Raw genomic sequence first — 14,725 nt, forward strand, 5'->3', positions numbered from 1 at the left:
ATTTGAAAACCTGGAAGAAAAGAAAAAAACAGGATCATTAATTCTCTAGAGCCTCGTTCAAGGGTAATTTTTTATTTTGGCAGAGGCTCTGAATTAACTAACTCATGCTTTGAAATATTTAATATTAGATCTGTTCTATACGCTAATATTTTTTCTATAAGACCATATAATCGTTTTTTTAAATTAGATGTTTCCATTAAAAAACTCCAACCATGGGGACAGTAAACAATTTTTATATTCTTTTTTGAACAAAAAAAGAATGGTATTCTTACTATTATTCCAGCAAAAGTGCTGTGCACGTGAACTATATCTGGTTGTATTTGATTAATTAGCCTTTTTATAAATAGCATGGCTTTAATTATATAAAACGGATTTCTTTTATATTTATAAAAGAATATATTATTTTTGCATATTGGGAATTCCTTTTCTGATTTACTGTCACTTAAAGCTAAAAAAACACTATCAAATTCTTCACTGTTTTTTTGATAACGAAGAACATTATATAAATAAGTATATACCCCCCCTTTTACGTATTCTCCAACATGTAAAATTTTTTTCATTAAATCTCCACCGATTCATTTCATTTTAGTAGGCATTATTTGGTATTATCATAATTTTCAAAGTTTTTAATATTAATTTTATGTCTAACCAGATCGTTCTATTTGTAATATAATTAATATCCAAATCCACCATTTCACAAAAACTTAGTTCGCTTCTACCACTTACCTGCCATAAACCTGTGCATCCAGGTTTAACAAGTAATCTTTGCATATCATACTTAGTATAGTCAGCAACCTCTCTTGGCAACGGTGGCCTTGGCCCCACCAAACTCATTTCTCCCTTTAGTACATTCCATAGTTGAGGAAGTTCATCAATACTTGTTTTTCGAATAAACTTTCCTATCTTGGTAACACGCGGATCTTCTTTAAGTTTAAACATAGCACCTTCAATTTCATTATATTTCAAAAGGTCTTTTAGTTTTTCTTCCGCATCGGACACCATGGAGCGGAATTTATACATGTAAAAGGTCTTGCCATTTTTTCCAACTCTTACTTGTTTAAAAAAGACTGTCCCTTTAGGATCTTCAATTTTTATGAGAACAGCAACAATTAAAAATAACCATGATAAAAAAATGAGCCCCATACTCGCACCAATTATATCCATCCCACGTTTTATCATTGTATAGGTTTTTTTCTCTTCAAATTCAATCTTTTTTGTGGTCTCTATTTTCTGGGTAGCAGAGGGCCTTACAACCGAACTGGAAGCATAACTGGTGTCAGCCACTTCAAATACCCCCTATTTCGTTTCCAATACACTTGTATTTGTTTTTTCAATGATTCCTTTCATCATTTTTAACAAGTCTTTGCTCAATGTCTCATCCTGTAAAGCCATTTCAATTTGGGATTGAATAAAGCCAAGCTTTTCCCCTACATCATACCGCTTACCCTCAAACTGATAAGCAAATACTCTTTGAATTTGATTCAACTGCTGAATCGCATCCGTCAACTGAATCTCTCCGCCGGCACCCTTTTCCTGCTTATCCAAAAACATAAATATCTCAGGCGTCAGCAGATAGCGCCCAATAATCGCAAGATTAGATGGTGCCGTTCCCTGTTCTGGTTTCTCAACAAACTTTTCTACTTGATAACTACGTCCGTTTTGGGAAGCTGGTGCAATGATCCCATAACGGTGCGTTTCTTCTTCCGGTACTTCCTGTACACCTATTACAGAAGAATGGGTTTTTTCATATTCGTCAATGAGTTGTTTTAAACATGGCGGGTCATTCTGCACGATATCATCACCAAGCAGGACCGCAAATGGCTCGTCCCCAATAAAATTTCGTGCACACCAAACAGCATGTCCCAAACCAAGAGGCTCTTTCTGTCGGATATAGTGGATATTGGCTAAATTGGAAGAATAGCGGACTTTATCTAAGAGGTCGAACTTCCCTTTTTCAGCAAGGTTTTGTTCGAGTTCCCAAGCGTTGTCGAAATGGTCTTCAATTGCGCGTTTCCCTTTTCCGGTTACAATGATGATGTCTTCGATGCCGGATTCAACGGCTTCTTCGACTATGTACTGGATCGTAGGCTTGTCTACAATCGGCAGCATTTCTTTCGGCATGGCTTTTGTTGCAGGCAAAAATCGTGTTCCGAGCCCTGCAGCCGGAATGATCGCCTTTCTCACTTTTTTCACGTAAATTCCTCCTTATTCTAATTGATTTTTAAGATTTGCGCAGTGCGATAAAAACAATCGATGTTTGTTCTTCCAACATTCGGGTATAAAAATAATTATCGGGCATCTAACCCGCCCTCACACCACACTCTTGACGACAGGCGTCTAAGGTGCACGCGCACCCACAGCATGGCCGAGTGCCTCGCACGATAACGGATGAGAGACATACCCGAAAATAGCTGTTCCAAAATCAAACAATGTTGGATAAAACTGTTTGCTAAAAACAGCGGAGCAGCCCACATAGCATCATTCATCTACCCGGAATGTTAAAAAAGAAAGCCGATTAAAACAAACCAAACAGTTTCTTTTGTTTTACCGGCTGCGGAATTTCTCTGTAGATAGCTTGGCCTTTGGCAAGCAGTTCGGCGTTTTCCGTAAAGAAATAGAGCATATCTGTGCCGTATTTCTTTTCGAGTTCATCCGTTGCTTCATCCATTTTAAAAGCACGGGTTTTCACATTATGGGCGTCTGATGCAAGAAAATGGGTGAGATTTGCTTCTATCAGCTGTTCAGTGAATTTTTTAATCTTTTTCCCGAAAGCACCCGTTAAGCTTGCGGCTGTAATTTGTGTTGCCACACCATTATTCACCATTTCATACAACCGATCCGGATGCTGGATCAATTCCGCGTTCCTTTCCGGATGAACAATAATTGGCATTAAGCCCTTCACTTGTATCTCATATAAAAGGGTTTCCGCATAGCGCGGCACATGCCCCGAGGGGAACTCGATAAACAGGTAAGAAGTGCCGGCCAGCGTTTGAATTTCTCCTTTTTCATAGTCTTCCAAAATTTCGCCATAAATCCGGTTTTCCTGCCCTGGCAGAATCTCCAGATCAATTTGTTCTTCTTTCAATCTTTCATTCAGTTCATTGACTTTTTGAACGATTTCTGTTTTGCGGTTTTCATATTTTCCGTTCATATGATGAGGGGTAGCAATAATCTGCTTGATCCCCTGGGAGACGGCTTGTTTTGCCATATCAAGGCTGTCGTATATCGTTTGCGCACCGTCGTCAATGCCTGGTAAAATATGGCAATGGATATCCATCATCCCGAACCCCTCCAAACCTGTCAAGAAATGAAATTTCGTTTCAATTAAAATCAAACCCTATACAAAATTATAGTGCATTTTTACCATTTTTCAATAGTTATTGGAAAACTTACGTGCAAATGGTGTCAATCTTTTCCGTAATAGTAATAATAATGCGTGTTTTGGGTTTTCTTGTTGTTCAGGACAACGCCAAGCAGATTGGCATTGGCAGATTCCAGCAATTCTTTTGCCTTTTTGACAGCTTCCACTTCCGCTTTCCCGCTTGAGACGACAAGAATCGTGCCATCACACTGGTTGGTCAGCACCTGCGCATCGGTCACAGCCAAAACCGGCGGGGTATCCAGTAAAATAATGTCGTACTGTTCTTTTGCTTCTTTTAAAAATTCCTTCATTGCCCGTGAGCTTAACAGTTCTGCCGGATTTGGCGGAATTGGGCCGCTCGGCAGGAGATGCAGATTTTTCACATCACATTTTGAAACAGTCTCCAGCAATGTCCCCTGCTTGGTCAAAACCGTTGTCAGTCCGAATGTATTGGTCATGCCAAACGTATAATGGACGGTCGGACGCCGCAAATCGGCATCGGCGAGCAGCACCTTTTTTCCTTGCTGGGCAAAAACGACAGCGAGGTTGCCGACAATCGTCGATTTCCCTTCTCCAGGCCCGCTTGAGGTAACCATCAGAATCTGCAGGTCATTGTCAACGGAAGAAAAACTGATATTTGTACGGATTGTCCGGAACTGTTCGGAAATCGGTGACTTTGGATTTAGCTTTGCGATTAATTTTCTTCTCGTGTTCAACAGCTTTGTTTTTTTAGGCGCCAACCGTCTCAACCTTTCCTTTTGTTTTTTTTCCTGCACGGTGCAAACCATTCAGTTCCTGATCATCAATCTGCCCGATCACGCCGAGGACAGGCAATTGCAAAATTTGTTCAACATCTTGCTCATCTTTAATCGTATTGTCGAGGTATTCAAGCAGAAAGGCAATCCCGACACCCGCCATCAGGCCGACCACAAGCGCAATTGCAATATTTAAAAGCGGTTTCGGGCTGACAGGTCCCTCGGGCACTTGTGCTTTTGAAATGACAGTCACATTGTCGACTTTCATAATGGATTTGATTTCTTTTTTGAACACTTCCCCGATTTTATTGGCAATTTTGGTTGCTATATACGGGTTTGTATCTTTTACCGTCAAAGTAAAGACTTGTGAATTTTGCTCTGTGCTGACTTCAATTTTGTCGTTCAGTTCGTCCGTTGTCATGTTGAGTTTCAGTTCGTCAATCACTTTATCCAGGATCGATGGGCTCTTAATAATCACATTATATGTATTGACCAGCTGAACGTTTGTTTGTACGGCATTGGTGGTATACATCGATTGGTCATCGCTTGCTTTATTGACAAGGATTTGTGTCGAAGATTCATAGACAGGCGTCACCACAAAATAGGTCACAATGGCCGTCAAAATCATCGCCCCCAGTGTAATCAGTGCGATCATGGAAAGGCGTTTGCGCAGCACCTGCATCAATTCTTTTAAACTAATTGTGTCTTCCATAAGTTCCTCCCCTAAAATTTGCAGCACAAATGCGAAATAGATAGAAAACTATCATACATTATATCATAGATCATCCCGAAATTTGCGGGAAACTGAAATAAATTTAAACAATTTGATACACTTTGTATTAAACCACAATATTTTGCAGAAAGAAACCGGTTAGATAATCTTCCTGTATTTACCTTTGGCGGATTTTCTTTCAATTTTGGTTGTGTAATTTGTCTTTTTTTGTCATAATTTTTTATAGGTTTGCACGGGCGTTTCATAAGTGATGATGAGCGGAGGTATGATGTATGAAAATATTCACGGCGATTTTGTCGGCTGTTGTCGTCATTGCCGTATTGGTAGTTGGGCATCTGTACTGGGGGTATAAAACGGATCCAAGCCGGTTCAAGCCGGATTCTGTAGCAGTAAAAGCGGAAAAGACAAAGGCAGAACCGACCACGGGGAAAAAGCGCGACGTAAACAAAACGGGCCAGCCGGAGACTTCTCTAGTGGCTTACACGAAAAACTGGCCGAAAAAAGCCCGCGCGGATTTTGAAAACGCACTTTCCAAGAAGCGAGCCTACAAAATTGCGATTGTCGGTTCGGACGCGATGGGTGCGAATACGCATGGCTGGGGGCCACAGTTGAAGCAGGCGTTGAATGATACGTACGGCAGCCATGTGTCGGTTTCCCTTTTTTCCTATCATTTAAATTCCGATGAGTTTATCCGTGAAGGCAAGTATAAAGACGTCGCCCATTTCAAACCGGATCTCATTTTGTTTGAGCCGTTTATTTTAATCAACAACGGGGCTGTGGCGATGGACAATCAGCTTGAGGATATCAAAACGGCCGCTGCTGCCTGGGGTGATGCAGTGCTTGTGATCCAGCCGTCATACCCGCTCTATAAGGCGGCAAACTATCCGGCGCAGGTGAAAGAGCTTGAATCGTACGCAAAAAAAGAAGGTTACACGTATCTGGACCATTGGAAAAACTGGCCGGATCCGGACAGCGACGCATTTAAATCGTATGTCACCTTTCAAAACGGCGAGCAAACCGCCCCGAGCAAAAAGGGCACAACAGCATGGTACGACTACTTGCGCAAGTTTTTTATCGCAGATTGAGGAAACCGTTCGGCAGCCTTGGGAAACCGGGGTGTCCTGGACGGGGGAGGCAAGGGCAAAAGCGGCGAACACCCAATCATCGTGGATGCTCGCCGCTTTTTTAGTTTATCAGTTTTTAGTTCGTTTCATGTTGCTTTCGCTACCCCGGATGTATTGCCTTCACGGGCACGCATTCAGTGCTGCCTCTCTTTTTGTTCCATATTTTTTTTGATTTTCTCGAGGGCTTGCCTCCGCCATTTTTTTACCGCCTCGGCGGACTTGCCTTCGCGGGATGCGATTTCGCCTTGTTTCAGTTGTTCATAAAAGGCAGCCACTACCCACTTTTTCTCTTTTTCCGAAAGGCCGTCGCAATACGACAGCAACGTTTCAAGTTCAAGCGGGGGGCGGAGCGACTCGTCCACTTTCACATTCCAAAATTCATCTTTCGGGCACGCAAACATTTCTTCCTCCCTCCGCTTTTTCGTAAGTTCGGTCAGCATTTTCCCGCGGATCGTGTTGTATGCGTAACTTGTGAATGACCCTTTGTCATCCTGCCTGTTTTGATACGCTTCCCACAGTGCAATCATGCCGATCTGCTCAAACTCATCGATGTTTTTGTAAATGCGGAGTTTGCGGATCATATGAAAAATCATCGGCCGGTATTGCCGGAGCACTTCTTCAAAACTTTCCATTTTGCTTCCCCTTTTGGAAAGCGCGCTTTCCTTGAATTCCCGGGTTGATTGTAAAATAACAGGTTCAAAGGGAGAGGGCGAACCGGCGATGTGCATCTTTTCGTTTCCAAAACATCCAGTTTTCCGCACGAAAATTTAATGTTTTTTAAGGGGAAACGTGAAATTTTGCCCAAAATTTACACGGATTATAAATAATAACAAAATTGTAAATTCATACTTTATTTTTTAGAGATTTATAGTATAATAGGACCAGGGAACAAATGATATCCCTCTCTTTCAGGGGAAGGATATTTTGGCAGCAGCAAGACACGGCACCCCTGGCCTCCTGCCCTTCATACAGAAGAGAGGGAATGCACAATTGACAACAGGGGGGAGTTTTTTAGATGAATAAAACAGATTACCTCATTAGAGAAGAAACGATGGCGCTGGATACCGCATTTGACCCGGAATATCAGACAATCATTTATGATCAGGACGGCGTTTTTCACTCACGGAAGAGCAAGCTTGAATTGTTGCGGGAAGCTTGCATTCATTACCGGATGTGCGATTTTGAAGGCGTTCTCAAAGGCACAAAACAAATTTTTAACTTTAATAAGGCACCGGTTGTGTTGGGGGATGGTTTGATTGCAACGCCGACAAAATCCCCGAAATCGTATGACTGCCAGTTCATTTTCCTTGCGAATGTGGTAGACTTTAACGCCACAGCGGACGGCCTTTATGTGACTTTTTCCAACCAGCAAAAGCTAAAGCTGAACTGCTCCATGCATACATTTCAAAAGCAATTCAGCCGCACAATGATTTGTGCCGGCTATTACCATGGCCTCGGCAAATACATACCATGGAAGAAAATGATCTAGGGGCATTCCGGGGGCTTTGAGAACGGGCGTGCAATTCCTGAAGTTGGGCGATACAGGAATAAACGAAACGAACATTCATCCACTCTGCAAAACCATCCAACCAATGTACGCATGCGTTTCCTTCCAATTTTGCCGGACGGAGAAATGATGCGCATGCGTTCCCTTTACCTATGTTCCGCTTTATGAATTTTAAATTTACCTGTCCCCTACTCTTGTTGCGAATCTACATATTTTGGGTTATGGCAGTTTTTCCTATCTGATTTGGCCAGGATTGTGAAGTGCCGATCCTGTATTTTGGCGCGGCTGTCCAAATTTTGCGCATGGCTTTGATTTGGTTTTGCCTCAATTTGCGCCATTTTGGATGTTGATCCTCTCCATCGATTTCTTTTGCATTTTTCGTTTATCGGCCTGAGATCAGGGAATAGGAAAGATGAACAATATGAATGGGAGGAATGAAAATGGATCAAGACGCCATGAAGGACAAGCTTAAAGGAAAAGGGAACAAATTGAAAGGCGAAGCAAAAGATACATGGGGTGACATTACCGGCGATGCGAAGAAAAAAGCTGAAGGCAAAATGGACAAATTGAAAGGCGAAGCCCAGGACTCGGTCGGCGATGCAAAAGACCGCCTCTCCCGTAAGTAAGCACTTTGCTTTTGATAAGACACTGGAAGATTGGCTAATGTCAGAACAGGACAAAACAGTTCAATGCGGATTTGACGCCCGTGCCACAAAGGATACGGCAGGGGCGGAAGGATGAAAATCCGCCGCAGTCGCCGCACATTTTCAGATAGATTTTTAAGCTCGGATTCCGATATCCGGGCTTTTTCATGTGGGTATTTCCGTGGAAATATTGCTGGTTTTGTCGAAATTAAGCCTATCATGTCATCTTGTTAGGGCAGCAAAAAAGCCAATATTCGCAGCGTTTGAGAATGTTAGGCTGGATGAGGAAGCATATGTCTTGGCCTTGGCAAGGGTTGTAACAGCACTGGCTGAATTTTAGATGTAAAGGTTGCACCCGGAGCTGATTTAATGTAGGCGTTCATGCCACAGGGAACGTGGCAGGTGAGTAATTTTATAGAAGGAAAACGGGGTCAAGCATTTTCGGGCTTGCTGGCAAGTGGTATTTGTTCAAAAAAACCTGTTCAACATGCACGGTTGCACAATTTTCATTGGAATGTTTCCCGTGGAACATTGAGGGCGGAACAGAAAAGCCAGTGCAAATTTTGTCGATTAATACGGTTTTTTGCAGAATGGTATATGGGTCCGGGTTCCGCATTCTTCTGTCGAAGCCGCAAAAATGCAGCATGGCGCCTATGGTAAGAAAGTGGCGGGTAAGCTACAAAATTTTCGACTGATTGTTAACATGGACTGCTCTACGGTAAGATTTTTGCCTGTCAGTTACACGATTAGGAAAGCGATGGAATTTTCAGCCGCTTGTTCACGTAGAAAACGTCCATGTTTTCTTGATGTATGGCCGTTCCTTGCTTTAAAAAACCCAAAGCGGTCCGGGGCCCGCTTTGGGGGTCATACCGCAAAGTATCTTGCCTCCGGATGGGAGAACACGAGCGCGGTGACGGCGGCTTCGGGTTCCATCATGTAGCCTTCGGTCAAGTGGAGGCCGATTTTTTGCGGTTGCAGCAATTTAAACAGTTTGGCCTGGTCTTCGAGGTTCGGGCAGGCCGGGTAACCGAAAGAGTAGCGCTGGCCCTGGTATTTGGCGGCAAAGCGTTGCTGCATTGTGAAACCGGCCGGGTCCGGGAAGCCCCATTGGCCGCGCATCAGTTCGTGCAGCCGCTCGGCGAAGCCTTCTGCCGTTTCGAGGGCAAGCGCCTGGAGGGCATGGCTTTTGAAATATTCGCCTGCCTCTTTTAAATAGCGTGCGTGGTGGCGGATGTTTTTGCCGGCGACGACCGCGAACATGCCGACATAGTCAACGACCCCGCTGTCCACGCTCCGGACATAATCGGCAAGGCACAAATACGGCGGCTTTGCCTGGCGCGGGAACGTGAACCGCTCTAAAATGGATAAAGATTTCGGATCTAATACTCCAGGCTCTCCAGCCGGTTCATAAACAATCAAATCATTACCATCCGCCTGGGCCGGGAAAAACTGGTATACGGCGGATGGCTGAAGCAGTTTTTCTTTCATCACCCACTCGCGCAGTTCATCCACCTGCTGCTTCAGCTTACTGGCGCGTTCGTCTCCCTCCGCAAGCAGTTTTTCGACGCGGCCTTTCAATCCTAAATGGTGGCCGAGGAGCATTTGCATGTTCACGTAGGGTTCGATATGGGAAAGCGGATAATTGCGCAGCACATGCCGCTTCAAATCCGCCGGCTGGTAAACGCGCGCATCCGGGGATACCGAAGAGCGGCGCGGTAAAGTCGCAACCGGCGCACCGCCGGCATTCGCCGCCGCCACCCTTGTCCCGCCGCTGCGCTGGTTGGCAAGTTCCGTTTCGAGCGAGCTGCGTTCCGATTCATCCTGCAATTTGTTTGCAAGCGTGAGGCCCTCCATTGCGTCTTTTGCATACAGCACAAGCCCCTCATATTGCGGAGCGATTTTATTTAACGTGAATTTTCGCGACAAGGCTGCACCGCCGACCAGTATCGGCTGGCGGATGCCCGCTTCCCGCAAATCCTGGGCAGTGACAACCATTTGCTGGGCGGATTTGACAAGGAGGCCGGATAGCCCGATCACATCCGGTTTCTCTTTGCGGACAGCGTGGATAAGATCAGCCGGCGCCACTTTGATGCCAAGGTCCACCACTTTATAGCCATTATTCGACAAAATGATGTCGACCAGATTTTTGCCGATGTCATGGACGTCGCCTTTCACGGTTGCGAGCAGCACTTTCCCCTTTGTGCTTGTTTCATTTTTTTCCATAAAAGGCTCAAGGAATGCGACAGATGCTTTCATAACTTCCGCACTTTGCAAGACTTCTGCGACGATGAGCTGGTTGTCATTAAACAGGCGGCCGACTTCCGCCATCCCGTCCATAAGCGGGCCGTTGATAATGGCGAGCGGATCCGGGTATTCTTTCAAGGCCTGTTCTAAATCCGGGATGAGGCCTTCTTTCGTCCCTTCGACAACATCATTCGCAAGCCGTTCGGCAAGCGTCATCGTGCTCTTTGGCGCTTTTTTCTCCTGCACTTTGCCGCGGTAATATTCGGTGAACGCGGCGAGGGCTTCGTCACTCGCTTCAAACAACAGTTTTTCGGCCATTTTCACGTTCTCTTCCGGGATGGACGCAAAGCGTTCAAGCTTTTCTGTATTTACGATGGCGTAATCCAGCCCGGCTTTCGTACAGTGGTAGAGAAACACGGAGTTGAGCACTTCACGCCCGGCAGGCGGCAGCCCGAATGAAACATTGCTGACGCCGAGGATCGTCTGGCATTCCGGCATCGCTTCTTTAATGAGCCGGATGCCTTCGACTGTTTCTTTTGCTGCGCCAAAATACTGCTTGTCGCCGGTGCCGGCAGGGAACACGAGCGGGTCAAAAATGAGATCACGCGGGTTGAGCCCGTACGTATGGACGAGCAGGTCATAAGAGCGGCGCGCAATCTCAAGTTTCCGTTCGGCAGTGACAGCCATCCCCTCTTCATCGATCGTGCCGACGACAACGGCACCCCCGTATTTTTTGAGGAGCGGCACGACTTTTTCAAACCGTTCCGTCCCGTTTTCAAGGTTAATGGAATTGACAATGCTTTTTCCTTGGCAGTATGTAAAAGCTTTTTCGATCACGTTTTCATCCGTGGAATCGATCATAAATGGCACTTTCACTTTTTTCACGGCGATTGAAATAAAGTTTTCCATGTCGCTGATTTCATCGCGGTCCGGGTCGGCGAGGCAGATGTCGATGATCTGTGCGCCGTTTTTGACCTGGGTGCGGGCAATTTCGCTTGCTTCTTCCCATTTGCCTTCTGCGATCAGGCGCCGGAACTTGCGCGAACCGATGACGTTTGTGCGTTCGCCGACAAAAATCGGGCGGGTGGACGGGTCATCGTAAATAAAAGGTTCGATGCCAGAGACGGCGTGGTGCTCTTCTTTTGCAGGCTGGCGCGGCGGGAGCCCGGCTAGTGCTTCATTCAGCGCTTTGATATGGGCAGGTGTTGTACCGCAGCAGCCGCCTGCGATGTTAAGCCAGCCTTTTTCGGCGAAGCCTTTCATTTTTACAGCGAGCGATTCCGGTGTTTCGTGGTAATGCCCTTCTTCGTCGGGAAGCCCGGCGTTCGGGTAGCAGCTCACTGCCGTTTTGGCGAGCCCCGCGAGTGTGCGGATAGAGTCAGCCATGAACTCCGGGCCAGTCGCGCAGTTGAGCCCGACGGCGGCCGGCTGCATATGCGCGACGGAAATGTAAAATGCTTCGATGTTCTGGCCGGCAAGCGTTGTGCCCATCGGTTCGATGGTGCCGGAGATGAGAAGCGGCAGTTTTTTTCCGGTTTCGTTAAATGCATCCGTAATGCCAAGAAAAGCGGCTTTGACGTTCAGCAAGTCCTGCGATGTTTCGAGGAGGAGCACGTCGGCCCCGCCTTTTATGAGCCCGCAAGCCTGTTCCTGGTAGGCGGTTTTGAGCGCGCCAAAAGTGGTGCCGCCTGTGACGGAGAGCGTCTTTGTTGTCGGGCCCATTGAACCGGCGACAAACCGCGGCCGGCCGGGTGTGGAAAATTTTCCGGCAGCCTGCTTGGCGATGCGCGCAGCTTCGATGTTGATTTTTTCGGCAAAGTGCCCAAGGCCGTACTCGTTAAGGACGATGGACGTTGCGCCAAATGTGTTCGTTTCGATGATGTCGGCCCCCGCTTCGAGATATGCTTCATGGATCGAGCGGATTAGATCGGGCGCTGTGAGATTCAAGTATTCATTGCAGCCTTCGTATGCTTCGCCGCCAAAATCTGCCGCGGTGAGGTGTTGCTGCTGGATCATCGTGCCCATCGCCCCGTCGAGAATGAGAATGCGGTTCGCAAGCTGCTGTTCAAATATCGTTTTCCCCATGAAAAATGCCCCCTTTGGTTGTGCGTTTGATCGGTTAAATTCAGGTTGCCGGGTAGCCAAAGAATCTCCTATACTTTTAGAAAATGCCCGCGCTGCGCACTGCTGTTTTTTCGTGGATGTAGCGCGTGCATTCCACTGTGAGTTCATAGCGTTCAAGCGGCGTAATCAGGTAAATGCCGTTGAAATAGGCGAGGGCCGCATCGATCAGGGTACGGCTGATCGCAAGGCTTTCTTCGCGCGCTTTCACAGGGTCGCCGTTTGTTTTTTCCATCGCTTGCAAAATATCATCCGTCAGTGTGATGCCCGGCACTTCATTGTGCAGAAAGACCGCGTTCCGGTAGCTGGTAAGCGGCATAATGCCAAGATAGATCGGCGCGTCCAAATGCTTCGTGGCTTCATGGATTTGCTCGATTTTTTCCGTGCTGAAGACAGGCTGGGTGATAAAATAATCAGCACCGTGGCGGATTTTGCGTTCCAACCTCCCGACCGTTTTATCGAGATTGCGGACGTTCGGGTTAAATGCAGCTGCGACGGAAAAATTTGTTTTCCGCTGAAGCGATTTGCCGGAATGGGAAATGCCATCGTTAAATTGCTTGATCATTGCGATCAGTTCCATTGACGACAAATCGTATACGCTCGTGGCCCCCGGGAAGTCGCCGATTTTCGACGGATCCCCTGTGACGGCAAGCACCTGGTCAATCCCGAGCGCGGCAAGGCCCATTAAGTGCGACTGCAGCCCGATCAAATTGCGATCACGGCATGTAATATGAACGAGCGGCCGGATGCCCTGTTTCTCTTTTAAAATCGCGGCAATCGCTGTGTTGCTGATGCGCGGGCTTGCAAGCGAGTTGTCGGCCATTGTCAAGGCATCGATGCCGGCGTCGTGCAGCGCTTTTGCCCCTTCGAAAAAGCGGGCTGTGTTCAGCGTTTTCGGTGTGTCCAATTCGACAATGACGGAACGGCTTTTTTTTACAATTTCATGCAACGGCGGTTCGTACTGCGCCGGGGCGGCCGCGATTTCGATTTTCGGCGGGCGGACCGTTTTTTCTGTGACAGGCAAAAGCCCCTGCACCCCTTCTGCGATTGCTTTGATGTGGGCCGGCGTTGTGCCGCAGCAGCCGCCGATCAGGCGCACACCCTGTTCGACAAGTTTTTCGGCGCATGTTTTAAAATAATCGGCGTTATTCGTAAATGTGAACCGGCCTTCCTCGTAATCTAAAAGACTTGCATTCGGGTATGCGGACAAAAAGGCACGCTTCGGTATCGGGATTTCTTCGAACGCCTGGATCATGTGGTGCGGACCGAGCCGGCAGTTCAGGCCGGTCACATCGGCGCCGCGGTTTTCAAGTTCCTTGAAAGCATCGCGGACCGGGGTTCCGTTTTGGAGCACGCCCGGTTCGATAAGCGAGAACTGGGCGATGACCGGGACATCCGCTTCTTTTTTCGCAATGTCAACGACCGTATACAGTTCTTCAGCGTCAAAATACGTTTCCAGAAGCAGGGCATCGACTCCTTCGTTCAGGAGGTGAAAAATCTGTTCGCGGAACGTACGCTTAATTTCGGCAAGTGTTGCTTCGGTTTTGCGCTGGCCGCGGATGCCGCCGACCGTGCCGAGTATGAATGTATCGCGGTTTGCCGCTTCTTTTGCAATCCGGACGGCCGCTTTGTTGATGTCTTTTACTTTTTCTTCCAGTCCATACTGTGCAAGCTTGATATAGTTGGCACTGTACGTGTTGGTCTGGATGACCGATGCGCCAGCTTCGATATAGGCGCGGTGGATCGCGTGGATGTCTTCCGGGTGGCTCAGATTGAATGACTCATAACATGTGTTGGCGCCGTATGCATACAGCAGCGTCCCCATTGCCCCGTCCGCAACAAGGATGCGGTTTTTTAACGTTTCGAGAAAGTCCAACTTTTTACACTCCCTTTGCATGATATGAAAAAAGCCTCCCGGAAAAGGAGGCAAGATGACAACATTCTCCTTATCTTTTCAGGTATACCTGTTGGATTTAGCACCGTGCCGTATGGGCTGGTTGCTGAGGTTTCATCGGGCCAAGTCCCTCCGCCTCTCTTGATAAGGCTATTCGATTGAACGTACTTAAAATTTTGACTTATTTATACTTTACACTTTGCCGGGTGACATGACAAGGGGGAAATTGAAATTCATATTGGATGCGGTTTCGTCCCTTTTGTCTAATTGGCTTTCTTTTGCCTTTTTGAGCCCTCCAAAAGGACAATTTGCTCCCGGTACGGCTTTCTTTTGTCTTTTTGA

General features: G+C 46.8%; 12 protein-coding genes and 1 riboswitch. Of the genes, 3 read left to right on the forward strand and 9 right to left on the reverse strand.

Annotation, left to right across the window (positions count from 1 at the left end):
* Window positions 1–71: 71 nt before the first annotated feature.
* The 6 genes from IC21_RS00075 to IC21_RS00100 form a co-directional block, all read right to left on the reverse strand.
* Window positions 72–560, reverse strand: a complete 489-nt coding sequence (locus tag IC21_RS00075; protein WP_050996438.1) for a glycosyltransferase — start codon at window positions 558–560, stop codon at window positions 72–74.
* A 25-nt stretch (window positions 561–585) separates the two neighbouring features.
* The gene (locus IC21_RS00080) at window positions 586–1,284 is read right to left on the reverse strand and encodes a sugar transferase (protein ID WP_029142499.1); all 699 of its coding nucleotides are present in this window, start codon (window positions 1,282–1,284) and stop codon (window positions 586–588) included.
* A 12-nt stretch (window positions 1,285–1,296) separates the two neighbouring features.
* Entirely contained in the window at window positions 1,297–2,193 is an 897-nt protein-coding gene (gene galU / locus IC21_RS00085) for a UTP--glucose-1-phosphate uridylyltransferase GalU (RefSeq protein WP_029142498.1), read from the reverse strand.
* A gap of 322 nt (window positions 2,194–2,515) precedes the next feature.
* Window positions 2,516–3,280, reverse strand: a complete 765-nt coding sequence (locus tag IC21_RS00090; protein WP_029142497.1) for a tyrosine-protein phosphatase — start codon at window positions 3,278–3,280, stop codon at window positions 2,516–2,518.
* A 125-nt stretch (window positions 3,281–3,405) separates the two neighbouring features.
* Window positions 3,406–4,101 carry a CpsD/CapB family tyrosine-protein kinase gene (locus IC21_RS00095; RefSeq protein ID WP_017550934.1) on the reverse strand — a complete coding sequence of 232 codons (696 nt, stop codon included), beginning with the start codon at window positions 4,099–4,101 and terminating at the stop codon, window positions 3,406–3,408.
* Window positions 4,091–4,828, reverse strand: coding sequence for a YveK family protein (locus tag IC21_RS00100; RefSeq protein ID WP_029142496.1), 738 nt, complete (start codon window positions 4,826–4,828; stop codon window positions 4,091–4,093). The genes IC21_RS00095 and IC21_RS00100 overlap by 11 nt, the downstream gene beginning before the upstream one ends.
* Before the next feature lie 293 nt (window positions 4,829–5,121).
* On the opposite strand from IC21_RS00100, the gene IC21_RS00105 reads away from it, so the two are divergent.
* Window positions 5,122–5,934 (forward strand): hypothetical protein, encoded by an 813-nt coding sequence (locus IC21_RS00105; protein ID WP_029142495.1) that lies wholly within the window; start codon window positions 5,122–5,124, stop codon window positions 5,932–5,934.
* 173 nt (window positions 5,935–6,107) lie between these two features.
* On the opposite strand, the gene IC21_RS00110 is transcribed toward IC21_RS00105, so the two are convergent.
* The gene (locus IC21_RS00110) at window positions 6,108–6,701 is read right to left on the reverse strand and encodes a sigma-70 family RNA polymerase sigma factor (RefSeq protein ID WP_019720335.1); all 594 of its coding nucleotides are present in this window, start codon (window positions 6,699–6,701) and stop codon (window positions 6,108–6,110) included.
* 287 nt (window positions 6,702–6,988) lie between these two features.
* Between IC21_RS00110 and IC21_RS00115 the strand changes: the two genes are divergently transcribed.
* Together IC21_RS00115 and IC21_RS00120 are read left to right on the forward strand one after the other, a co-directional pair.
* A complete protein-coding gene (locus tag IC21_RS00115) occupies window positions 6,989–7,462 on the forward strand; it encodes a competence protein ComK (RefSeq protein ID WP_029142494.1) in 474 nt (157 codons plus the stop codon).
* A 458-nt stretch (window positions 7,463–7,920) separates the two neighbouring features.
* Window positions 7,921–8,106 (forward strand): CsbD family protein, encoded by a 186-nt coding sequence (locus IC21_RS00120; RefSeq protein ID WP_013858290.1) that lies wholly within the window; start codon window positions 7,921–7,923, stop codon window positions 8,104–8,106.
* An 882-nt stretch (window positions 8,107–8,988) separates the two neighbouring features.
* On the opposite strand, the gene metH is transcribed toward IC21_RS00120, so the two are convergent.
* Both metH and IC21_RS00135 read right to left on the reverse strand, forming a co-directional pair.
* Entirely contained in the window at window positions 8,989–12,453 is a 3,465-nt protein-coding gene (metH, locus tag IC21_RS00130) for a methionine synthase (protein WP_029142492.1), read from the reverse strand.
* Window positions 12,454–12,529: 76 nt separating this feature from the next.
* Window positions 12,530–14,365, reverse strand: coding sequence for a bifunctional homocysteine S-methyltransferase/methylenetetrahydrofolate reductase (locus IC21_RS00135; protein ID WP_029142491.1), 1,836 nt, complete (start codon window positions 14,363–14,365; stop codon window positions 12,530–12,532).
* 67 nt (window positions 14,366–14,432) lie between these two features.
* Window positions 14,433–14,534: riboswitch (SAM riboswitch) on the reverse strand.
* Between the last annotated feature and the right edge of the window lie 191 nt (window positions 14,535–14,725).

It is taken from the genome of Heyndrickxia coagulans DSM 1 = ATCC 7050, assembly GCF_000290615.1.
In the GTDB taxonomy this organism is placed as follows: domain Bacteria; phylum Bacillota; class Bacilli; order Bacillales; family Bacillaceae_C; genus Weizmannia; species Weizmannia coagulans.